This is a genomic window from Bordetella sp. N, from assembly GCF_001433395.1.
Classification (GTDB): domain Bacteria; phylum Pseudomonadota; class Gammaproteobacteria; order Burkholderiales; family Burkholderiaceae_B; genus Bordetella_C.
Window position 1 is genome coordinate 4,575,709 of record NZ_CP013111.1, and the last position, 21,066, is coordinate 4,596,774.

Sequence of the window (21,066 nt, forward strand, 5' to 3'; positions counted from 1 at the left end):
CCAGGAGCCCCCATGATCCGTTCGCTGTTCTTCGCCCCCGCCAATCGGCCTGAGCTGGCCGTCAAGTTCCCCCGCTTCCACGCCGACTGCTGCGTCATCGACCTGGAGGACGGCACACCGGACGCGGAAAAGGCCAAGGCCCGCGCCGCCCTGCGCGACACAGTGGCGCAAGTCCGCGCCGCCGGCCTGCAGTCCCGCCTGGCCGTCCGCGTCAACGTGCCGGATTCGCCTCATTACCTGCTGGATCTGCAGGCCGCCTTTGAATGCGACATCGACGCCATCGTGATCCCCAAGCTGGAAACGCCGGCGCAGGCCTTTCCCGTTCAACATGGCATCGCCCACGTCAAGGGATCACGCCCCATCGGTGTGATCGGCGGCATCGAATCCGTGCGCGGCGTCTTGAACGCCCAACGCATCTGCGAGGAAACGCCTGACCTGCTGGCCGTCTATTTCGGCGCCGAAGACTTCGCCGCCGATATCGGCGGCCGCCGCACACCAGGCGGCGCCGAAGTCGCCACCGCCCGCGGCTGGGTGATCATGGCGGCGCATGTGGGCCGCGTCCCGGCCATCGACCAGGCCGTGCTCGATATCCGCAACGACACGCTCTACACCGCCGACGCCAACGCCGGCCGCGACCTGGGTTATCAAGGCAAGATCTGCGTCGCCCCGGCGCAGGTGGCATTGGCCAATGCGGCCTTCTCGCCTTCGCCGGAGGAAATCGAGTACGCCGGCCGTCTGGTGGCCGCCTACGAGGCCGCCACCGCGCGCGGCATCGGCACCATCGATTTCGAAGGACGCATGGTCGACGGCCCCCTGCTGAAGCATTCACAGGCCATCCTGGCGGCGGCGCAACGATCATGACGGCACCGATCTCCCTGGATTCCCTGGACCTGGCGCAATACATACGCCCCGGTGACGGCATCACCTTCGGCCAGGGCGTGGGCGAACCGCTGGGGCTGACCGCCAGGCTGGTCGAGCAGCGGGCCCGCTACAGCGGCGCGCGGCTGTTCCTGGGCACGGGCTTCTCACACACCTTCAGTCCCGAACACGCCGATCATCTGCGCTTCAAAGGGATAGGCGGCATCGGCACCTTACGCAAGCTGGCCAGCGCCGGCGCGCTCGACCCCGTGCCCTGCCACATCTCCGCCGTCGCCAGCCTGCTGGCCGGCGGCCAGATTCCCAGCGACGTGTTGCTACTGTCCGTCAGTCCGCCCAACGCACGCGGCGAATACAGCTTCGGCCTGGTCAATGACTACGTGCAGGCGGCATTGGCGCAAGCGCGGGTGGTCATCGCGGAAATCAATCCCGCCGTGCCCTGGACTCATTGCGACCGCACCTTGCGCGCCGAAGATTTCACGGTAGCGGTACAGGGCGATACCGCCCCGCTGGAATTGCCCACCGCCACCTTCGGCGAACTGGAGCAGCGCATCGCCCGGCATCTTGCGCCCTACATCCCGGAGCGCGCCACCTTGCAGCTGGGCATAGGCGCCGTGCCTGAAGCCATCCTCGCGTCCCTGGCCGACCGCCGCGGCATGGGCATCCATTCCGGCATGATCGGCGATTCCGTCATCGATCTCATCGAAAGCGGCGCCATCGACAACATGCACAAAGGCATAGACGCGGGCGTCACCATCACCGGCGTCCTGTTCGGCACGCAAAGACTGTATCGCTACGCGCACGAGAATCCCGCCATCCGGCTGTGCCAGACCAGCTATACCCACCACATGGCAACGTTGTTCAAGGTACGCAACCTGGTCTCGATCAACGGCGCGCTGGAAGTCGACCTGACCGGACAGGTCAACGCCGAAGCCATCGGCGCGCAACACATCGGCGCGGTCGGCGGCCAGGTCGATTTCGTGCGGGCCTCGGTGCAGACCGGCGGCGTCTCCATCATCGCGTTGACGGCCACGGGCCGCCATGGCGAAAGCAAGATCACCGCGCAACTGGCCGGACCCGTGACCACCGCGCGCAGCGACGTGGACCTGATCGCCACCGAATACGGCGTAGCCCAGCTGCGCGGGCGCAGCCTGCGTGAAAGGGTCAAGGCCCTGGTCGCCATCGCCGCCCCCGAACATCGCGACGCGCTGCTGCAAGCGGCGCGCGCCACCTGGAGTGACCTGTGAACGAAAACATCGAGCACCTCAGCGAAGAGATCACCTTCGCCATCGTCGACGGTGCCATCGCCGTCATCACCATCGACCGGCCCGCGCAGCGCAACGCCATCAATCGCGGCGTCATCGAGGGGTTGAAACAAGCATGGCAACGTCTGGAGCAGGACCCGGCGCTGCGCGTGGGCATTCTTACCGGCGCGGGCGACAAGGCCTTCTGCGCCGGCATGGACCTGAAGGAAGCCGCGGCCATGCGCTTGCAGATTCCGCCACGCGACATGTTCCCGGTGCTGGGCGACAGCGTGCGGGTGTCCAAGCCGACGATCGCGGCGGTCAACGGCGTGGCCCTGGCCGGCGGCTGGCTGTTCGCGCAGATGTGCGATCTTTGCGTGGCCTCCGACAACGCGACCTTCGGCATCACTGAAGCCAAGGTCGGCCGCGGCATGCCGTGGGCCGCGCCCCTTATCCACATGCTGCCCCAACGCATCGCCATGGAAGTACTGTTGACGGGCAAGCCCATCAGCGCGCAACGCGCCCATGCGCTGGGCTACGTCAACGACGTCGTGCCCCATGCGCAACTGCTGGACAGCGCCATCGCCCTGGCCCGCGCCATCGCCGCCAACGCACCGCTGACGGTCAAGGCCGCGCGCGAGCTGGTCTATCTGTCCACCGAAATGGGCCGGACCGAAGCCCTGGACGCCGCGCATGAACTTTTCGAACCCGTGTATCTGAGCGAAGACGCCCAGGAAGGTCCCCGGGCCTTTGCCGAAAAACGCGCGCCACAATGGAAGGGTCGCTGACATGAACTTCGAACCCAGCGACGAACACCTGTCCATCCGCGCGGCGGTCGACGACCTGTGCACCCGCTTTCCGGAAAGCTACTGGCTGGAGCGCGATGCCGACGGTGCCTTCCCCGAAGACTTCTACCGCGCCATGGGCGACGCGGGCTGGCTGGGCACCGCCATTCCGGAAGCCTATGGCGGCGCCGGCCTGGGCGTGCAGGAAGCGGCGGTGGTCATGCAGGCGGTGGCGGAATCGGGCGCCTGCCTGAGCGGCTGCTCGTCCATCCACATCAATATCTTCGGCCTGATGCCCGTGGCCCTGCATGGCACCGAAGAACAGAAGCAGCGCATGCTGCCGCCCATCGCGCAAGGCAGGATCAAGACCTGCTTCGGCGTCACCGAACCGAATACCGGCCTGAACACCACGCAACTGAAGACGCGCGCCGTGCGGCAAGGCGACAAGTATGTGGTGCATGGCCAGAAAGTGTGGATCTCCACCGCCCAGGTGGCCGAGAAGATCCTGCTGTTGGCGCGCACCACGCCGCTCGAAGACCTGGGCCCGGGCCAGCACTCGCAGGGCCTGACCCTGTTCTACACCGATCTGGACCGCAGCCGTGTCGACGTCAAGCTGATCGAGAAGATGGGGCGCAAATGCGTGGACTCCAACGAGCTGTTCATCGATGGCCTGGAAATTCCGGTGGAAGACCGCATCGGAGAGGAAGGCAAGGGCTTCAAGTACATCCTGCACGGCATGAACCCGGAACGCGTGCTGCTGGCGGCGGAAGCCATCGGCGTGGGCCGCGTGGCACTGAACAAGGCCGCTGCCTATGCGCGCGAGCGTGTGGTGTTCGGCCGGCCCATCGGCCAGAACCAGAGCATCCAGCATCCGCTCGCGCAGAACTGGGTGGAGCTGGAGGCCGCGCAGCTGCTCATGCAGCAGGCGGCCTGGCTCTACGACAACGGCCGCGAGTGCGGCGCCCAGGCCAACGCCGCCAAGTACTTCGCGGCCGAAGCGGGGTTCCGGGCCTGCGAGCGGGCCATTCTCACCCATGGCGGTATGGGTTACGCCAAGGAATTCCATGTTGAACGGTATCTGCGGGAAATCATGATTCCCCGTATCGCGCCGGTCAGCCAGGAACTGATCCTCAGCCACATCGCCGAGCGCGTGCTGGGGATGCCCAAGTCGTATTGATATCGAAGATGGCCTCACTCTAAAAAAACATATTGGAGACAACCATGTTCCACCGCACTTCCAAGCCCAGGCATAGCCCATCGGATCATCCAGGACGCCATTCCAGGCGCCGCGTGCTGGCAGGGTTCCTGCTTGGCACCGGCCTTGCCACGCTGGCCACGCTGCTGCCCCCAGCGGCGCATGCCGACACCTGGCCCAGCAAGCCCATCCGCCTGATCCTGCCCGCCGCCCCTGGCGGCAGTTCCGATCCCCTGGCCCGCATGGTGGCGGAGCAACTGGGCGACAGCCTGAAGCAATCCGTCATCGTGGAAAACCGGCCGGGCGCCAACGGCAACGTCGGCTCCGCCTCGGTGGTGCGCGCCACGCCCGACGGCTACACCTTGCTGTTCAGCTGGACCGGCACCCTGGTGCCCGCCAATACGCTGTACCACAACAAGCCCTACGATCCGCAGAAGGACCTGCTGCCGATGGTGCTGGTGGCGTCCGTGCCCAACATCATCGTGGTGCAGCCGTCGCTGAAGATCAACTCGTTGGACGAACTGACGGCCTATGCGAAGAAGAACCCGGACAAGCTGAATTTCGGTTCGACCGGCAGTGGCAGTTCGTATCACCTGTCCGGCGAGCTGTACAAGAAGACGGCCGGTGTTTCGATGATCCACATCCCGTACAACTCGCCCGGTGCCGTCTTCACCGACCTGGTGGGTGAACGTCTGCAACTGGCTTTTCCCGGCGTCACGGCCGCCGCGCCGCTGGTCAAGGATGGCAAGCTGAAAGCCCTGGCCGTCATGGCGCCCAAGCGCTCCGACATGCTGCCCGACGTGCCGACCACCGCGGAAGCGGGCTATCCCACGCTGCTGTCCGACACCTGGTTCGGTTTGCTGGCGCCCAAGGGCACGCCGGTGGAAGTGGTCAACAAGGTCAACAGCGCGATCAACGACGCGCTGAAGACACCCGCCTTCCGCAACAAACTGGCGACCTTGGGCTTCGTGCCCCTGGGCGGGACGCAGGCGCAGTTCGTCAAGACCATCGATGACGACATCACCAAATGGGGCGAGGTCGTCAGGTTCTCGGGCGCGAAGATCGATTGACGGGCTTGGCCGCGCGGGTGCGGCCTGGCATGCACCCATGCGCTTTCGTGGCGCACGGGTGCATGGGCGCATGCACCTGGCTACTTGCCCCGATAACCCAGGCGCGCGGACAGGCGCTGCGCTGTCGCTCGCAGCTCACGCGGGACGTCGCCGTCCCAGTCGGGCGCCAGCCGTTCGGCCTCGCAGGTCGTGGACAGGGCGAGCACCATCTCGCCCTGCGCATCGAAGACCGGCACGCTGAAGGCGTTGACCGTCACCTTGTGGCGCGGCGATGGCGCGCCGCCCACCGCACGCGCCATCCCATGCTCGCGGGCCTCGGCCAGGCGCAGCGCGAACTGGCCCTCGTCGGGATGGCCTTCGGCGGCGCGCAGCCGTAGTTCATGGCGCACCGCGTCCTCCGTCACGCTGGGTTTCATGAAAGCGGCGAACGCCAGGCCGGTGGCGGACTGCGTCAGGCTGACCACCACGCCGGTCTGCAAATACGGGCTGACCGGATGCGACGACGGCTCCCACCGCACGATGGTGGCGCCCTGGTTGCCCCACACCGCCAGCCCCAATGTGCGTTGCCCGATGCGTTCGCAGGTTTCGGCCAGCGCGGCGCCGGCCATGCGCACGGCTTCCAGCGCGGCCACGCCACCGTTGTTTGGCGCCCCGCGCGCTTCGCCCAGGTCATGCGCGAAGGTGACCATGTAGCGGCCCTCGGCGAATGCCAGCGGGCGATGGGCGCTGCGGTGGATGCGTTCGACCTGGCCGATGTAGACGACGTGATCGCCGCCCGGATAGGCCGCCACCTTGCGGCATTGCAGGTGGGCGGCGCTGTCTTCGATCACGGGCACGCCGCCCAGGCCGATTTGCACCGGAATGTCGCGGAATTTATCGTCGCCGGATTTGGCGAACTGGTTGGAGACGTGGACCTGATGGTCCGCCAGGATATTCACCACGAAACGTTCGCAATCGCGGAAGGCGTGATAGCTGCTCGATGTCAGCGCCTGGCTCCACAGGATCAGGGGCGGGTCCAGCGATACCGAACTGAAGGAGTTGGCGGTGACGCCGTAAGACTTGCCGGCGGCATCGACGGTGGTGATCACCGTCACACCGGTTGTGAAGGCACCCAGGGTGCGCCGAAATTCGCGGTGATCGATGGCGTCCATGACGCGTTCCAGCTCTGAAGGCTGCGCTTGTTTGTCCAGGGCCTGCATGGCCGTTCTCCTCGATGATCCAGGTGCGGATCAGACTGGGGACAGTCTAGAAGTGCGTGGGGTCACGGGACAATTTGCGGAAATGAATTCATTTATAGCGAACGGGAATAAAAGGGGCTTGGCTTTTATGGGGGGCCGGTGCTGATGAAGATTTTTATTTTTATGGGGGGAGCCCCCCATGCCCCCTTTTTGGCTATCGCCCCCTGGCCCAGATGATGGAAGTTATGCGGGATCCCGTGGGCTGAGATTCTAGCCAAAGGGGCGCTAGCCCGAGAAGGGGCGATGGGGTATCCCCCATCATTTAACAAAGAATCTGACGAGTGGCGCGCAGGCCCCGTGGGCCGCGACTCTTGCCAAAGGGGCGATAGCCCGAGAAGGGGGCGATGGGGGGCTCCCCCATCAATCAAAAAAACCTCATCGTCTAAAAAACCGCTAAACGATGCTCTCCAGCGTCGTCTTGAAATTCTTCCTCAGGTAAGCCTGAAAATTCTCCGCCGCGGCGTTCAGCTCGGCCTTGCGCGCCACCAGGCTCCCATATCGCCGCGACGCATCCAGGTCGGAAATGCTCAACGTCACCCGTGACCGTCGGCCATTGTTCTGCGCCATGCTGCGGGGCAGCAGCGTAATCCCGTTGCCGGCGTCTATCATCCCCAGCAAGGTCGGCAACGTGGCAATCGTCGCCGGGTTGAAAGGCGCGCCGCGCGCGGCATACTCGTCCTTCAGACGCTTGAACAAAGACTTGTAGCGATCCAGCATCATCAAGGGATAAGGCAGGATCATGTCCATGGTCACGCTCTCCCGCCCCGCCAGCGCGTGCCGCGCGGGCACCACCAGCAACATCGGCTCCTCCGCCAGGGTCTGAAAACGCAGCCCGCGCGGCGTGCCGTCCAAAGCTGCCACGGCGACATCCGCCCGCCCTTCGGCCACTTCACGTATCACCTGCTCATAGGGCAGATCGTGCAGCACGATGCGCACATCGGGATAACGCTCGGTATACGCATGGATCAACGGCGGCATCACCGTGGCGGACAACATCGGCGTCACCGCCACCGTCACCGTATTGCGCTCGTGGTCGGACGCCAGCTGAAAATGACGCAGTGCATCGCGCAGCCCCGCGACTGCGCGCTCCGCCGCATCGCGCAAGCGCTCGCCATCCGGTGTGGTCTCGACCCGCCTCGTGGTGCGTACCAGAAGCTTCACGCGCAGCTTGTCTTCCAGGCGCTTGACCCGGTTGGTCACGGCCGGCTGCGACAGGTGCAACTTGCGCGCCGCAACACTGAAACTGCCTTCCCGCACCACCCAAAGGAAGGTCTCCAATTCGGCGAGTTCCAAGCGGGTAAGCGAAGGCGGGTCAGCAGATTTATTCATTTTCGTTATGAATGTATGACAGCGCGGAAATTGTGTTCGACCCCGGTGCGACCCAATACTGCCTATCAAATTTCAGGCATTCCACCCGCACTCATAACGAGCAACGACATGACCAAGCCGCAACGACAAATGACCCTGGTTGCATTCATGCAAGCCCAGAACTGCACGAACTATGTGGGCTCATGGCGACATCCGTCAAGCATGACCGACTACCTGTCGCCGGAATACTACCAACGCGTCGCCCGCACGTTGGAAGAAGGCAAGTTCGACATGGCATTCTTCGACGACCGCCTGGCCATGCCGGACATCTACGGCGCCAGCCACCGGGACACGGTGAAACACGGCGTGCGCGCCGTCAAGCTGGAGCCCACGTCGGTACTGATGGCCATGGCCATGGTCACGTCCCGGCTGGGCCTGGGCGCCACCTACTCGACCACGTACTACGAACCCTTCCACGTTGCGCGCCTGTTCGCCAGCCTGGACCTGATGACCAAGGGCCGTGTCGCCTGGAACGTGGTCACGTCCATGAACAATTCGGAAGCCGCCAACTTCGGCCACTCCGAACATCTGGAACACGACCTGCGCTACGACCGCGCGGACGAGTTCATGGAAGTTGTGATGGGCCACTGGGATACGTGGAAGGAAGGCGCCATCATTGCCGACAAGGAAAACAATTACTTCGCCGACCCCGATATGGTCACCCGCCTGGATCACAAAGGCCGCTTCTTCAGTTCGCGCGGTCCGTTGACGGTGCCGCGTTCGCAGCAAGGCCACCCCGTCATCCTGCAGGCCGGCCAGAGCGGCCGCGGCCTGGCCTTCGCCGCGCGCTGGGCGGAAGTCGTCTTCGCCAAGTACCCCACCCTGGCCAACGGCGTGAAGCAATACCAGGCCTTGAAGGACGGCGTCACCAATGCCGGCCGTGACCCCGACGGCACCAAGATCGCCGCCGAGGTGAAGATCATCGTCGCCGAAACCGAAAGCCAGGCGCGCGAGCAGCGCGACCTGATCGCCAGCCTGTCCCGCCCCATCGACGGCCTGACCATGATCGGCGAGACGTCCAATATCGACTTCTCCGGACGTCCCTACGAACAGCCCTTCACCGACGAAGAACTCGCTGCCATGTCGTGGCAAAGCCTGCGCGACAAAGTGGTGCAGGTCAGCGGCAAGCGCAATCCGTCGGTCAAGGACTTCGTCGAGGCCTCGGGCCGCGGCACGCTCAATGACGGCCCGGTCTTCTGCGGCACCGGCAAGCAGGTCGCCGACCAGATGGAAGAATGGTTCAAGACCGCTTGCGACGGTTTCGTGCTGTCCGGCACGTCGGTTCCCGGCACCTACGAAGACATCGTGCGGCTGGTGGTCCCCGAATTGCAGAAGCGCGGCCTGTTCCGCAAGGAATATGGCGATACCACCTTGCGTGGCAATCTGGGCGTCGCCAAGCCGCAAGCCGGCGACTGGCGCGGCCGCGCCTGAGGAGCCAGCATGACTCGCAAAAGCGTGCGCATGATGTCGGCCAGCGGCATCCTCGGCTATGGCTTTCCTGAAGCATCCCTGCAAGCCGCCCTGGCGCTCAAGCCGGACATGATAGGCGTGGACGGCGGCAGCAGCGACCCCGGCCCGCACTACCTCGGCTCGGGCAAGACGCTCAATTCGCGCCTGGCCATGAAACGCGATCTAGGGCTGCTGCTGCGTGGCGCCATCGCCAACGGCATTCCGATGATGGTCGGCACCTGCGGCGGCGCGGGCGGCACGCCGCACCTGGCAGCCTGCGCCGACATCATCCGTGAAGTCGCGGCCGAGCATGGCCTGCATTTCAAGATGGCCCTGATCGAAGCGGAGCAAGAGAAAGGCTTCCTGCTGGAAGAACTGGAAGCCGGCCACATCAAGCCCCTGGGCAACGCGCCCGAGCTGCGCGCCGCCGATCTTGAAGAAGCCGTCCGCGTCGTCGGCATGATGGGCCCCGAGCCTTATCTGGAAGCGCTGCGCGCCGGCGCTCAGGTGATCCTGGGCGGCCGCGGCACCGACCCCGCGCCGTGGGCGGCCCTGGCCATGCACCACGGTTTGCCGCCAGCCCCGGCCTGGTACGCCGGCAAGATCCTCGAATGCGCCTGCAACGCGGCCATCCCCAAGAAGCATGACTGCCTGATGGTGACCGTGGGCGAGGACTACGTCGAAACCGAACCGCTCAATCCGGAATTGCGCTGCACCCCCCTGTCGGTGGCCGTGCAGGCGCTGCACGAGAACGCCAGCCCCATCATCCGCTATGAACCGGGCGGCGTGGTGGACTCCAGCGACTGCCGCATCGAGGCCCTTACCGACCGCCGCGTACGCATCACCGGCATGCGCTGGACCGAACGTCCTTACACCATCAAGCTGGAAGGCGCGCGCCAGGCCGGCTTCAGCGCCATCGCCATCGCCGCCACGCGCGATCCCGGTCTGATCGGGCAGCTGGACAGCTTCATGGACTTCGTCCGCGAGTCCACCGCCACCAAGGTCAAGGCCCTGGGCATCGCCACCGACGACTACCAGCTGGTGCTGCGCCTGTATGGCCGTGACGGCGTCATGGGCGCATGGGAACCGCAGCCCGACGACGCGCCCACGGAAGTGTCCATCATCGCTGAAGTGGTCGCCACCACGCAGGACATCGCCAACGCCGCCCTGTCGCTGGCGCGCGTGACGCTGCTGCACTCCGACTTCCCGGGCCGCATGTGCCGCGAAGGGAATATGGCCTTCCCCTTCTCCCCATCCGATATCGAACGGGGGGCCATCTACGAATTCATGCTGCAGCACGTCATCGAGATCGACGATCCCCTGCGCATGTTCCCCATCCGCTACGAGAACGTCTAGGAGCCACCATGGTCAAGCTCAAGCACATCGCCAAGGCGTGCAAAAGCAAGAATGCCGGGCCTTTCCACATCACCCTGGACATCATGTTCGACAAACCCGCCCTGTTCGAGCAGGTGCGAGAGACGGGCGTCATCAACGCCGCGCTGATCGCCCAGCTCTACGGCGTGGCGGAAACCGACATCCTGTTCACCGAGTACGCCCCGGCACTGGCCTGGAAGGCCACCTTGCCGCGCCGCATCCCCTCCGGCGCCGTCGGCGACACCGATGTCTATGGCGCGCAGCAGCATGCGCCCCTGCTGGATATCGAGATTCCGCTGGATATCGCGGCTTAGGCCGCCACCGCATCATTGGCATCATCCGGCCCGGTCGCGGCCGGGCGCAACGAGATTCAGGCAGTCCATAAAGCAAGAAGCGCATCACGCGCATATAAAACGAAGGAGACAAACCATGAAGGCTATCCGCAAGGCACTGATCCTCTCTGCTCCCGTCCTGGCCGCGGCCATGGCACTGGCCGCGCCCGCGCACGCCCAGGAGACCCTGAAAATCGGTGCGGTCGTCACGCTGTCCGGCGCCGGCGCCGCCTGGGGCCAGGCCCTGCTGTATGGCGCGGAGCTGGCCGCCGACGATGTCAACGCCAAGGGCGGGCTGGAAGTGGCGGGCAAGCGCTACAAGGTCCAGCTGGTTCCCTACGACGACAAGTACCAGTCCAACGATGCGGTCACGGCCACCAACCGCCTGATGTCCGATGACGGCGTCAAATACATCATCGGTCCCATGGGTTCGGCTCCCGCGCTGGCGGTACAACCCGTCACGGAACCCGGCAAGATCATCATCATGACCTTGGGCTTCACGTCCAAGGCTTTGAGCCCGGACAAGCCCTACTCCTTCCGGCCTAACCTCACGACCGAGGAAACGTCCTATCCCTCCATCGTCTGGCTGGTCAAGCACTTCAAACTGAAGAAGGTGGGCGCGCTGTTCCCCAATGACGAGTCGGGCCAGCAGATCGCCCGCGACCTGGAGCAGGCCTACGCCAAGGCCGGTTCCTCGATGTCGTCCAAGGAATTCTTCGAACGCCAGCGGGTCGACATGGTGCCGCTGCTCACACGCATGATGGCCGCCGGCATCGACGCCATCGAGCTGGACGGCAACTCGCCGGCCACCGCCGGCATGATCGTCAAGCAGGCGCGCGAGCTGGGCTTCAAGGGGCCCATCGTCCGCAACGGCGGCCCCGCCACGCCGGAGATCGTCGCGGTTGCCGGCAAGGGCGCGACCGAGGGCATGATGGTCAGCTCCCTGACCGATCCGGACAACAAGGCCGTGGCGGAGTACGCGCAGCGCTACCAGAAGAAATACAACAAGAAGATGAACGGCTTCAGCCCGGCCTTCTACGACGGCACCCATATGCTGTTCAAGGCGATGCAGGACGCCGGCACCGTCACCGACTCGGCCAAGGTGCGCGACGCGCTGGAAGTCATCAAGGACTACCCCGGCATCCAGGGCACATTGAACTGGGGCGGCAAGGCCAAGTACGGCATCAACCACCAGATCGAATCGCCCTTCTTCATTTCTGAAGTCAAGGACGGTGTCGAAGTGGTGCGCGCCCGCTGCAATGTCGATCAGTGCGTCGATGTGAAGTAAACCGCCATGACCACGTCCACTCTACTCGCGCAGGCGCTCGTCAACGGCCTGATCATCGGCCTGCTCTATCTGCTGATGGCGGTGGGTTTCACCCTCGTCTTCGGCGTGATGCGCATCGTCAACTTCGCTCATGGCGAGTTCTACATGTTGGGGGCTTTCGCCGCCTACATACTGGTCTCGCAATATGAGCTGCCTTTCATCGCGGCGGTGGGACTGGCGTTCCTCTTCGCCGTCGCCGTGGGATGGGTGGTGGAGGAAGTGGTGCTCAAGCCCTTCCGCCATGACGAGCTGAACGGCATGATCGCCACCATCGGGCTGGCGATGATCCTGCAGGCCGGCGCCCTGATTCTCTACGGCCCGGACTCGCAGTTCATGCCGTCGGTGGCCGAGGGCGCCATCATGCTGGGCGGTGTCACCGTGCCCATGTCCAGACTGTACGTGGTCGGCTTTTCCCTGGCGGTGCTGCTGGTGCTGTATCTGTTCCTGGGTCATACCCGCAACGGCCGCGCCCTGCGCGCGGTGGTGCAGGACACCGAAATCGCCGCCGCGCAGGGGATACGCACGCGCATCATGTATCCCCTGGGCTTCGGCATCGGGGTCGGCCTGGCAGCCGTGGCCGGCGCCTTGATGGCGCCGCTGTTTTCGGTGTCGCCCTTCGTCGGCGCCACGCCGCTGCTCAAGGCGTTCGTGGTGGTCATCCTTGGCGGCCTGGGCAGCATCCCCGGCGCCGCGCTGGCCAGCCTGCTGCTGGGACTGGCGGAGAGCGTGACCAGCACCTTCATCAGCAACAGCATCGCCGAAATCCTGATTTTCGTACTCGTCATGGCCATGCTCATCGTCCGCCCGACCGGACTGTTCGGCCGTTCGGAGGCCTGACATGCAAGACGGTAAAGCTCTTCTATCCACCGCGGTACCCACCGCGCCGCCGGCCGCACGGCGCAGCCCCTGGTCCATGCTCGGCAGCCTGGCGCTGCTGGCACTGGCCCTGCTGCCCCTGGCTTTCGGCAAGGACTTCACGCTGCACCTGGCCATCCAGATCTGCATCAACGTAGTGTTGGTCAGCGGCCTGTCCCTGCTGGCGCGGGCTGGCCAGGTATCCCTGTGCCACGGCGCCTTCGCGGGCATCGGCGCCTATGTGTCGGTGCTGGTCGTCATGGGGCTGGGGCAGCCCTTCCTGCTGGGCGTGCTCGCGGCCATGGTGGCCGCCGGCGTGTTCGCCTATCTGCTGGGCACCATCATGCTGCGGCTGACCGGCGTGTACTTCGTCCTGCTGACCTTCGCGTTCGGCGAATTCGTGCGCCTGGTGCTGCTCGAAGGCGACAGCATCACGGGCGGCGCCAACGGCATCACGGGCGTACCGCCCGCCGCGTTGCTGGGCCACGTGCTGGACAACAAAGCGGCGTTCTACCTGCTGGCCCTGGCCTGCGCGGCTGGCGTCACCTGGCTGCTGCATACGCTGTACCGCTCACCGGCGGGACACGCCATCGATGCAGTGGGCGAGAACCCGCAACTGGCCGAGGCCACCGGCATCAGCGTGCGTGGCACACAGCGCTACGCCTTCACCTTGGGCAGCGCGTTGGCGGGTGTTGGTGGCGCGCTGACGGCGCACTATCTGCGCTACGTCTCGCCGGAGTCTTTCAATATGCATTTGTCGCTGGCCCTGATCATCATGATGGTCGTGGGCGGCCGCCGCTATCTGTTCGGGCCGCTGATCGGCGCTCTGATCATGACACCCCTGCCGGAACTGTTCCGCGGCGCGGTCGAAACCCAGAACATCTTCTACGGCGTGGCGCTGATCCTGATGCTGCGCTTCCTGCCGCAGGGCCTGGCCAGCTTGTTCAGAGCGCGCCGCGCGCACAAAGTCCAGGGAGCCAAAGCATGAGCGCGATGCTCGAAGTACGCGAATTGAGCCGCAGTTTCGGCGGACTGAAGGCCGTGTCCGACCTGAGTTTCGACGTGGGCCGCGATGAAGTGGTGGGCTTGATCGGCCCCAACGGCGCCGGCAAGAGCACGGCCTTCAACCTGATCAGCGGCACCTTGCGGCCCAGCGCCGGCCAGGTCCGCCTGCGCGGCCAGGACATTACGGGGCTGGCGCCCAGCAGGGTGGTACGCCACGGCCTGGCGCGCACCTTCCAGTCCACCGCCGTCTATCCCACCGCCACCGTGGCCGAAAACATCCAGCGTGGCGCGCTGTCGACCTTGCCGGGCTCGATCTGGACCCAGATCCTGCCCACCAATGCGCGGCGCCAGGCGCTGGCGACGACGGCGCGCGAAGTCGACCAGGTCCTGGAACTGACGGGCCTGGGCCCCTACCGCGACGTGGTGGCCGGCGGCTTGTCCTATGGCCACCAGAAGAAGCTGGGCGTGGCGGTAGGCATCGCCACCCGGCCCGAACTGCTGCTCATGGACGAGCCGGCCGCCGGCCTGAACGGCGAAGAGTGCGCCGAGTTCGGCCGCCTGCTCAAACAGCTGCAGCGGGAGCGGCAATTATCGATTCTGCTGGTCGAACACCACATGGCCCTGGTCATGGACCTGTGCCAGCGCATCGTCGTGCTGGTGCACGGACGCAAGATCGCCGACGACACGCCCGCCAACATCCGCGCCAACCCGGCCGTGATCGAAGCCTATCTGGGAGCTCCCGACTATGCCCATGCTTGAAGCCCGCAAGCTCGCGGTGCGCTATGGACCGCTGGAGGCCGTCCATGGCATTTCCTTCGACGTCGACCAGGGCGAGATCGTGGCGCTGGTCGGCTCCAACGGGGCCGGCAAGTCGTCCACCCTGAAGGCCCTGATGGGCCTGAAACTGCCCGCGGCCGGCACGCTGGCCTGGAATGGCGAGCCCATCGCCCAGATGTCGGCGGCGGCACGGGTGCAGCGCGGCATCGCGCTGTCGCCCGAAGGACGGCGCCTTTTCCCCCGCATGACCGTGTTGGAAAATCTGCAGGTGGGTGGCCACGTCGTGCGCGACGCGCGCAAACGCCAGCGCGCCATGGACCACATCTACACGTTGTTCCCGCGCGTGGCGGAACGGCGTGCCCAGATGGCCGGGTCCCTGTCCGGCGGCGAGCAACAGATGGTCGCCATCGGCCGCGCCCTGATGGCGCAGCCGCGCCTGCTGATGCTGGACGAACCGTCGCTGGGGCTGGCGCCCAAGGTGATCGCCGAGATCGCCGACGCCATCCAGGCACTCAATCGGGAGACGGGCCTGTCCATCATCCTGGTCGAGCAGAATGCCCGCCTGGCTCTGCGCCTGTCCCATCGGGCCTATGTGCTGGAACAGGGCAACATCATGCAGACGGGCACCGGCGAACAGTTGCTGGCCGACGATTTCGTGCGTAAATCCTATCTGGGTGCGTAGATGCCCCCGGTGCTGGCCGTGCAAGCGGCCAGCACCGACAAGAACCCATAAGCCTGCGGCCAGACCGCGCAAAAGGAGACCCGCTTGACCCCCACGTCCGCCCTGCCTCGCCATGAGGTCTATGCCCTGCGCTATGCCACCATGCAGCGCCGCGGTCCCGAGAATTTCATCCTGGGCGGCGACGAGCACGACGGTGTCGTCAATATGGACTTCTTCGTCTGGGTGATACGCAATGGCGACCAGGTCATCCTGGTCGACACCGGTTTCGGTGAACGCGGCTCCAAGGCGCGCGGCCGCCCGCTCGAATGCTGCCCCATCGATGCCCTGCGCCAGCTGGATATCGATCCCGAACAGATCCGCACGGTGATCCTGACCCATCTGCACTGGGACCATGCCGGCAACCTGGACAAGCTGCCCAACGCCACCTTCCACCTGCAGGACGCGGAGGCGGCCTTCGCCACCGGCCGCTGCATGTGCGAACCGGTGTTGCGGCGCGCCTTCGCCGTCGAGGATGTGTGCGATTTCGTGCACCGGGTCTACGACGATCGCGTGGTGTTCCATGAGGGCGACGAGACCCTGGCGCCCGGCATCGAACTGCTGCTGATCGGCGGCCACACCCGCGGCCTGCAGGCAGTTCGGGTACACACGGCGCGCGGCTGGGTGATCCTGGCTTCCGACGCGGCGCACTACTACGCCAACCTGACCCGGCGCCTGCCTTTCCCGGTGGTGGTGGACGTGGCGGCCATGCTCGCGGGCCATACCCGTTTGCTCAAGCTGGCCGACAGTCCAGATCACTTCGTCCCGGGGCACGATCCCCTGGTGCTGGAGCGCTATCCGCGCGTGCCCGGCACGAAGGCCGCCATCGCGGTGTTGCACGAAGCGCCCAAGCCGGCCTGAGCAGCGCCCGCCTTGACGATTATCCCGTTTTCTCTTTTCCGAGACTGCCATGCATAGTGCATCCAAGCTGCCCCCGCCCTCCGCGAACCTGGCCCTCGGCCTGGCGCGTTTCGCCCATGGGCTGCGCCCCGCCGACCTGCCGGAGGCCGTGCGTACCAAATCCCTGCATCACATCATCGACGCCATCGGTCTGGCCTACGCGTCGCGCCATTTCCCTTTCGCCGCGCCCGGACTGGAAGGCTTCCGCGCGGCGGGCGCGCCGGGTTCGGCGACGGTGATCGGCGGCGCCGAAGGCCTGCAACCCCGTGACGCGGCGCTGTCCAACGGCTATCTGATCCACGGTCTGGACTTCGACGATACGCATCCGGGCAGCATCGTCCACCCCACCGTCGCCTGCCTGCCGGCCGCGCTGGCCATGGCCGAGGTCGCCGATGCCACCTGGGGCGATCTGCTGGCCGCCTACGTGGCGGGCATGGAAACCTGCATCCGCCTGGGCCGCGCGGTCAAAGGCGGCTTCCATCACGCCGGTTTCCATGCCACCGGCCTGGTGTCGCACTTCAGCGCGGCCGTCGTCGCCGGCAAGCTGCTCGGCTTGAACGCGGAACAACTGGTGGCGGCGCAAGGCGTCGCCGCCAGCACGGCCGCCGGCGTGCAGGTCTTCCTGGAAAACGGCGCCTGGACCAAGCGCATGCATCCCGGCTGGGGCGCGCTGGCCGGCATCACCGCCGCGCAGATGGTGCAGGCGGGCTTCCATGGGCCGGACCGACCCTATGAAGGCAAGTTCGGCTTCTTCGACACGCATATGCAGGAACGCGCGGAAACGGTCGACACCGAATCCATCATCCGCGATCTGGGCCGCGAGTGGACCTTGCTCGATACGTCGATCAAGCCCTACCCGGTGTGCCACTTCATCCACGGCTGCGCGGAGGCCGCGGTGAAGCTGAAGGCGCAGATCAGCGATCTGTCCCAGGTCCGCCGCATCGTCTGCGAACTGCCCGAAGCCACCTTGCCCATCGTGGCCGAGCCCGCGGCCGCCAAGCGCGTGCCGCGGTCGGATTACGAAGCCAAGTTCAGCACGCAGTTCGTGGTGGCCGCCTGCCTGCTGCGCGGCCAGTTCGCCCTGTCCGAGCTGGACGATGCCAGCCTGGCGGATCCGGCCATCCTGCAACTCGCCGCCAAGGTGGACTGCATCAAGCAGGTGGACACGGAATTCCCCAAGTATTTTTCCGGTGCCGTGACGGTGGAACTGGATCAAGGCCGCAAGCTGCATCAGCACGTGCCCATGAACCTGGGCAGCGGCGCGCGCGCATTGACCCTCGACGATATCGCCGGCAAGTTCCGCGCCAATGCCAGCCTCACCCTGCCCAAGAACCGCACTCAAGCGGTGCTCGACAGACTGCTGGAAGCAGGCCTGGATACGCCGGTCCGAACGTTGGCCAAGGTGCTGGCCGCCTAGGCCCTGCCACCCGCGGGGCCGCGCCGCGCGCGTGCCCCAGGCCCCGGGTAAACCCGGCGCCCACGCCGGCCACCCACGGCCGCGAACCGGCTATTCTCCGGTCCATAAGCAAAAACAGCGCTCCCGACACCGGCACCATGCCGGCGCTTGGGAGCGCCCCTATTTCCGAGACTAGCATCATGGACATGAGACAACTGCGTTACTTCGTCATGGTGGCCGAAGAACTGAGTTTCAGCCGGGCGGCCGAACGCCTGCACATGTCCCAACCGCCCTTGTCGCAACACATCAAGCTGTTGGAAGAAGACCTGGGCGTACAGTTGTTCCAGCGCACGCGGCGGGAGGTCAAGCTGACTGACGCGGGCGCCGTGTTCCTGCGCGAAAGCCGCCTGCTGCTGGGCCAGATGAAAGCCGCGGTCAGCGCCACCGTGCGTGCCGCGCACAGCGACGCCGGCGTCTTGCGTCTGGGGGTCGCCACATCGGCTCTGTTCCATGTCCTGCCCACCTTCGTCGAGATGGTGCGCGAGCGATATCCCCGCGTGGAAATCTCGGTCAGCGACATGCAGTCGCAGGACCAGATCACCGCGGTCAGCCACGGCCAGCTGGATATCGGCCTGGTGCATATCCGTCCGGACCGCAGCAAGCTGATGCGCCTGCCCATCTACCGCGAACATTACATGGCGGTGCTGCCCCAAGGCCATGCGCTGGCCGCGAAGGCGGACTTCCAGCTCGCCGACCTGGCCGACGAACCCATGATCGCCTTGGCGCGGGAGCATGGTCCAACCGTTTTCGATGCCATCGTCGCCAGTTGCTACGAGGCGGGCTTCAGCCCGTCGTTCAAGCACACGGCCCGCAGCCCGCTGACGATCTTCCAGATGGTGCGGCTCGGCTTCGGCGTGGCCCTGGTGCCGCGCTCCTACGCGTCCAGCGAATATCCCGGCGTGCTGTTCCGCGCGTTGCCGGCAACGGCGGGACAGGTGCGCATGGAGGCGATCTGGAGCGAGAAGCATGCTTCCGCGCTCACGCTCAAGATCGCCGGCGAACTGCTGCCGCTGCTGGCGCCCGACTCCGCCGACCTCGCCGACCCCGACCTCAGGGCTTGATGTCCGTCTTCGGCGTGATGCGCCCGTCCACCAGCTGCACGATGGCGGGGTGGTAATTATTGACGATGCCGGCATCGCGGGCCTGGCACATCAGGTTGTGCGTATAGGTGGCGATCTTAGGCTGGAACGACCCCGCCTTGGCGAGCGACAGCGCCAGGCTGGCGTCCTTGATCGCATAGACCATGGGGAAGACCTTCTCCGGGAAGCTGTCCTTCACCAGGGCCTTCATGCCGTGGTTGCGCAGGGCGAAGCTGTCCGCCGATCCGCCCGACAGCAGCTCGAACAGCCGTTCGCCGTCCATGCCCGCGCGGCGGCCGATGGTCAGCACTTCGGACAGGGCATTGACCGTCATGAAGACCATCATGTTGTTGAGGATCTTGACGATCTGGCCGCAGCCGGTGTCGCCGCAATGCAGTACATCCGAGCCCATGCAGGACAGCAGGGGCTTAAGCGCCTCGAAGTCGCCATCGCTGCCACCCACGCTGATCAGCAGCGTACCCTTGACCGCCGCCTCGGCGGTGCGGGCCACCGGCGCGTCGACGAACGTCACGCCCAAGGCCTTCAACTCGGCGGCCAAGGCGCGGCTGCGCGCCACATCGCTGGTGCTCATGTCGACGATGGTCGACGGCTTGCGCGCGCCGGCTACCAGGGCACGCGCCACGGGTTCGACCTGGTCGATCGACGGCAGGGAAAGAAACACGACATCGGCCTTGGCGCCGACATCCGCGGCGGACGCTTCCGCCTTGCCACCATTGGCCGTCACGCGTTGCACCGCTTCGGCGTTCATGTCGAAGACATGTACCGGCAGGCCCGCCTTGCGCACCAGGTTGTTGCACATGGGTTCGCCCATGACGCCCAGGCCTATGAAACCGAGGGTTTTGTATTGACTCATGCTGTCTACTCCATCGAGGCGCCGGCGTCACGCCGGCTTATGCGTCGGCCTGCTCAAGCGTCGGCCTTGATATTCGCCTTGTTGATCAGGTCGCGGTACTTCTCCAGCTCGCTCGCCGAGTACTTGGCGAAGACGTCCGGCGTGGTCCCCATGGGAATGAAGGAAATGGCCGCCAGCTTGTCGGCCACCGCCTGCACCTTGAGCGCCTTGGCGGTTTCCGCGTACACCTTGTCGACGATGGCGCGCGGCGTACCCGCCGGCGCCCACAAGCCATACCAGCTGGGCATGTCGAAGCCGGGAAAGCCGCTCTCGGCGACGGTGGGCACATCCGGCAAGGACGTCAGCCTTTGGGCGCTGGTTACCGCCAGCGCGCGCAGCTTGCCCGCCTGCACGTGCGGATAGGCCGACGCCATCGGCTCGATCTGGGCCGAGACGTGTCCGCCCATCACATCCATCAACGCGGGGCCGCCACCCTTGTAAGGAATGATAGGCATGTCGACTTTCGCCTGCACATTGACCAGGGCGCAGGCCAGGTGGCCCGCCGCGCCAAAAGCGGCAATCGCCCAGGTGACGTGGCGCGGGCGTTTGCGCGCGTCCTCCACCAGGTCGGCCATGGTCTTGTACGGACCATCGGCCTTCACCACCACCAGCTGCGGCTGCGCGCCGATTTCCGTGATGGGCACGAAGTCGTTGAGCGCATCGTAGGTAGCCGTGGTCAGCAGCACCGGGTTGGCGACCTGCAGTGAGGCGTTCAGCAGAATGGTGTAGCCGTCCGGTTTGGACTGTTTGACGTGCTGAGCACCCATCACGCTGCTGGCGCCCGGCCGATTTTCGATGATCACGGGTTGTCCCAGCTGCGTCGCCAGTTGCGGGCCCACGGTGCGCGCCACGGTATCCACCGAACCGCCCGGCGGGAACGGCACCACCAGCCGGATCGGACCGTTGGGCCAGGCGTCGGCGGTGGCGGCCGCCACGGCACGGGCGCTTGCCCCCGTGCCCAGCATGGCGGCGCCACCCAGCATCAGTCCACGCTGCATCCATGCGCGGCGGCTGGCGGAAAGCGTCTTGTCTCCCATCTCTGTCTCCTTTTTTATTGCGTCGGCACTGCCCGGCCTTGTCGTTATGCGTGGTGGCCGGGTTGCAG

General features: G+C 65.6%; 20 protein-coding genes. 16 read left to right on the forward strand and 4 right to left on the reverse strand.

The genetic code is table 11. From position 1 onward, the window contains the following. Positions 1-12: 12 nt before the first annotated feature. From ASB57_RS19660 to ASB57_RS19680, 5 genes are read left to right on the forward strand one after another with little or no spacing between them, the layout of a single operon-like run. Positions 13-861: a CoA ester lyase gene (locus ASB57_RS19660; protein WP_057653748.1), complete on the forward strand. Its 849-nt coding sequence runs from the start codon at positions 13-15 to the stop codon at positions 859-861. Next, positions 858-2,123, forward strand: a complete 1,266-nt coding sequence (locus tag ASB57_RS19665) for an acetyl-CoA hydrolase/transferase family protein (RefSeq protein ID WP_057653749.1) — start codon at positions 858-860, stop codon at positions 2,121-2,123. Before ASB57_RS19660 ends, ASB57_RS19665 begins: the two co-directional genes overlap by 4 nt. Further along, positions 2,120-2,908 carry an enoyl-CoA hydratase-related protein gene (locus ASB57_RS19670; protein ID WP_231755195.1) on the forward strand — a complete coding sequence of 263 codons (789 nt, stop codon included), beginning with the start codon at positions 2,120-2,122 and terminating at the stop codon, positions 2,906-2,908. The genes ASB57_RS19665 and ASB57_RS19670 overlap by 4 nt, the downstream gene beginning before the upstream one ends. A 1-nt stretch (position 2,909) precedes the next feature. Continuing rightward, complete coding sequence (locus tag ASB57_RS19675; RefSeq protein ID WP_057653750.1) at positions 2,910-4,082, forward strand: acyl-CoA dehydrogenase family protein; 1,173 nt, start codon at positions 2,910-2,912, stop codon at positions 4,080-4,082. Between the two features lie 44 nt (positions 4,083-4,126). Continuing rightward, positions 4,127-5,170, forward strand: coding sequence for a tripartite tricarboxylate transporter substrate binding protein (locus tag ASB57_RS19680; protein ID WP_082621723.1), 1,044 nt, complete (start codon positions 4,127-4,129; stop codon positions 5,168-5,170). Between the two features lie 80 nt (positions 5,171-5,250). On the opposite strand, the gene ASB57_RS19685 is transcribed toward ASB57_RS19680, so the two are convergent. Then, complete coding sequence (locus ASB57_RS19685) at positions 5,251-6,369, reverse strand: flavin reductase (RefSeq protein WP_231755196.1); 1,119 nt, start codon at positions 6,367-6,369, stop codon at positions 5,251-5,253. A gap of 432 nt (positions 6,370-6,801) precedes the next feature. Further along, complete coding sequence (locus ASB57_RS19690; RefSeq protein ID WP_231755197.1) at positions 6,802-7,686, reverse strand: LysR family transcriptional regulator; 885 nt, start codon at positions 7,684-7,686, stop codon at positions 6,802-6,804. Positions 7,687-7,845: 159 nt separating this feature from the next. Between ASB57_RS19690 and ASB57_RS19695 the strand changes: the two genes are divergently transcribed. The 11 genes from ASB57_RS19695 (at position 7,846) to ASB57_RS19745 (ending at position 19,030) form a co-directional block, all read left to right on the forward strand. Continuing rightward, positions 7,846-9,207: an LLM class flavin-dependent oxidoreductase gene (locus ASB57_RS19695; protein ID WP_082621724.1), complete on the forward strand. Its 1,362-nt coding sequence runs from the start codon at positions 7,846-7,848 to the stop codon at positions 9,205-9,207. A 9-nt stretch (positions 9,208-9,216) separates the two neighbouring features. Continuing rightward, positions 9,217-10,581 (forward strand): acyclic terpene utilization AtuA family protein, encoded by a 1,365-nt coding sequence (locus tag ASB57_RS19700; protein ID WP_231755198.1) that lies wholly within the window; start codon positions 9,217-9,219, stop codon positions 10,579-10,581. Positions 10,582-10,589: 8 nt separating this feature from the next. Beyond that, positions 10,590-10,913: a DUF4387 domain-containing protein gene (locus tag ASB57_RS19705; RefSeq protein WP_057653753.1), complete on the forward strand. Its 324-nt coding sequence runs from the start codon at positions 10,590-10,592 to the stop codon at positions 10,911-10,913. A 115-nt stretch (positions 10,914-11,028) separates the two neighbouring features. Next, positions 11,029-12,219 (forward strand): ABC transporter substrate-binding protein, encoded by a 1,191-nt coding sequence (locus ASB57_RS19710; protein ID WP_057653754.1) that lies wholly within the window; start codon positions 11,029-11,031, stop codon positions 12,217-12,219. A gap of 6 nt (positions 12,220-12,225) precedes the next feature. Then, the gene (locus tag ASB57_RS19715) at positions 12,226-13,095 is read left to right on the forward strand and encodes a branched-chain amino acid ABC transporter permease (RefSeq protein WP_057653755.1); all 870 of its coding nucleotides are present in this window, start codon (positions 12,226-12,228) and stop codon (positions 13,093-13,095) included. Between the two features lies 1 nt (position 13,096). Then, positions 13,097-14,101 (forward strand): branched-chain amino acid ABC transporter permease, encoded by a 1,005-nt coding sequence (locus ASB57_RS19720; protein WP_057653756.1) that lies wholly within the window; start codon positions 13,097-13,099, stop codon positions 14,099-14,101. Next, the gene (locus ASB57_RS19725; RefSeq protein ID WP_057653757.1) at positions 14,098-14,877 is read left to right on the forward strand and encodes an ABC transporter ATP-binding protein; all 780 of its coding nucleotides are present in this window, start codon (positions 14,098-14,100) and stop codon (positions 14,875-14,877) included. Before ASB57_RS19720 ends, ASB57_RS19725 begins: the two co-directional genes overlap by 4 nt. Continuing rightward, positions 14,864-15,577 carry an ABC transporter ATP-binding protein gene (locus ASB57_RS19730; protein WP_057653758.1) on the forward strand — a complete coding sequence of 238 codons (714 nt, stop codon included), beginning with the start codon at positions 14,864-14,866 and terminating at the stop codon, positions 15,575-15,577. The genes ASB57_RS19725 and ASB57_RS19730 overlap by 14 nt, the downstream gene beginning before the upstream one ends. A 141-nt stretch (positions 15,578-15,718) precedes the next feature. Further along, complete coding sequence (locus ASB57_RS19735) at positions 15,719-16,474, forward strand: N-acyl homoserine lactonase family protein (RefSeq protein ID WP_057656288.1); 756 nt, start codon at positions 15,719-15,721, stop codon at positions 16,472-16,474. 49 nt (positions 16,475-16,523) lie between these two features. Continuing rightward, positions 16,524-17,930 carry an MmgE/PrpD family protein gene (locus ASB57_RS19740; protein WP_057653759.1) on the forward strand — a complete coding sequence of 469 codons (1,407 nt, stop codon included), beginning with the start codon at positions 16,524-16,526 and terminating at the stop codon, positions 17,928-17,930. 179 nt (positions 17,931-18,109) lie between these two features. Further along, positions 18,110-19,030 (forward strand): LysR family transcriptional regulator, encoded by a 921-nt coding sequence (locus ASB57_RS19745; protein ID WP_057653760.1) that lies wholly within the window; start codon positions 18,110-18,112, stop codon positions 19,028-19,030. On the opposite strand, the gene ASB57_RS19750 is transcribed toward ASB57_RS19745, so the two are convergent. Next, positions 19,020-19,922: an NAD(P)-dependent oxidoreductase gene (locus ASB57_RS19750; protein ID WP_057653761.1), complete on the reverse strand. Its 903-nt coding sequence runs from the start codon at positions 19,920-19,922 to the stop codon at positions 19,020-19,022. The two genes, ASB57_RS19745 and ASB57_RS19750, sit on opposite strands and share 11 nt — an antisense overlap. Before the next feature lie 53 nt (positions 19,923-19,975). Then, positions 19,976-20,998 carry a tripartite tricarboxylate transporter substrate binding protein gene (locus ASB57_RS19755; protein WP_057653762.1) on the reverse strand — a complete coding sequence of 341 codons (1,023 nt, stop codon included), beginning with the start codon at positions 20,996-20,998 and terminating at the stop codon, positions 19,976-19,978. Between the last annotated feature and the right edge of the window lie 68 nt (positions 20,999-21,066).

Coding starts and splice junctions, on each gene's coding strand:
- ASB57_RS19700 (WP_231755198.1), top strand. CDS start 9,217: ATGACTCGCAAAAGCGTGCGCATGATGTCGGCCAGCGGCATCCTCGGC.
- ASB57_RS19720 (WP_057653756.1), top strand. CDS start 13,097: ATGCAAGACGGTAAAGCTCTTCTATCCACCGCGGTACCCACCGCGCCG.
- ASB57_RS19705 (WP_057653753.1), top strand. CDS start 10,590: ATGGTCAAGCTCAAGCACATCGCCAAGGCGTGCAAAAGCAAGAATGCC.
- ASB57_RS19660 (WP_057653748.1), top strand. CDS start 13: ATGATCCGTTCGCTGTTCTTCGCCCCCGCCAATCGGCCTGAGCTGGCC.
- ASB57_RS19745 (WP_057653760.1), top strand. CDS start 18,110: ATGGACATGAGACAACTGCGTTACTTCGTCATGGTGGCCGAAGAACTG.
- ASB57_RS19715 (WP_057653755.1), top strand. CDS start 12,226: ATGACCACGTCCACTCTACTCGCGCAGGCGCTCGTCAACGGCCTGATC.
- ASB57_RS19735 (WP_057656288.1), top strand. CDS start 15,719: ATGCAGCGCCGCGGTCCCGAGAATTTCATCCTGGGCGGCGACGAGCAC.
- ASB57_RS19725 (WP_057653757.1), top strand. CDS start 14,098: ATGAGCGCGATGCTCGAAGTACGCGAATTGAGCCGCAGTTTCGGCGGA.
- ASB57_RS19685 (WP_231755196.1), bottom strand. CDS start 6,369: ATGCAGGCCCTGGACAAACAAGCGCAGCCTTCAGAGCTGGAACGCGTC.
- ASB57_RS19695 (WP_082621724.1), top strand. CDS start 7,846: ATGACCAAGCCGCAACGACAAATGACCCTGGTTGCATTCATGCAAGCC.
- ASB57_RS19755 (WP_057653762.1), bottom strand. CDS start 20,998: ATGGGAGACAAGACGCTTTCCGCCAGCCGCCGCGCATGGATGCAGCGT.
- ASB57_RS19750 (WP_057653761.1), bottom strand. CDS start 19,922: ATGAGTCAATACAAAACCCTCGGTTTCATAGGCCTGGGCGTCATGGGC.
- ASB57_RS19665 (WP_057653749.1), top strand. CDS start 858: ATGACGGCACCGATCTCCCTGGATTCCCTGGACCTGGCGCAATACATA.
- ASB57_RS19740 (WP_057653759.1), top strand. CDS start 16,524: ATGCATAGTGCATCCAAGCTGCCCCCGCCCTCCGCGAACCTGGCCCTC.
- ASB57_RS19730 (WP_057653758.1), top strand. CDS start 14,864: ATGCCCATGCTTGAAGCCCGCAAGCTCGCGGTGCGCTATGGACCGCTG.
- ASB57_RS19710 (WP_057653754.1), top strand. CDS start 11,029: ATGAAGGCTATCCGCAAGGCACTGATCCTCTCTGCTCCCGTCCTGGCC.
- ASB57_RS19680 (WP_082621723.1), top strand. CDS start 4,127: ATGTTCCACCGCACTTCCAAGCCCAGGCATAGCCCATCGGATCATCCA.
- ASB57_RS19675 (WP_057653750.1), top strand. CDS start 2,910: ATGAACTTCGAACCCAGCGACGAACACCTGTCCATCCGCGCGGCGGTC.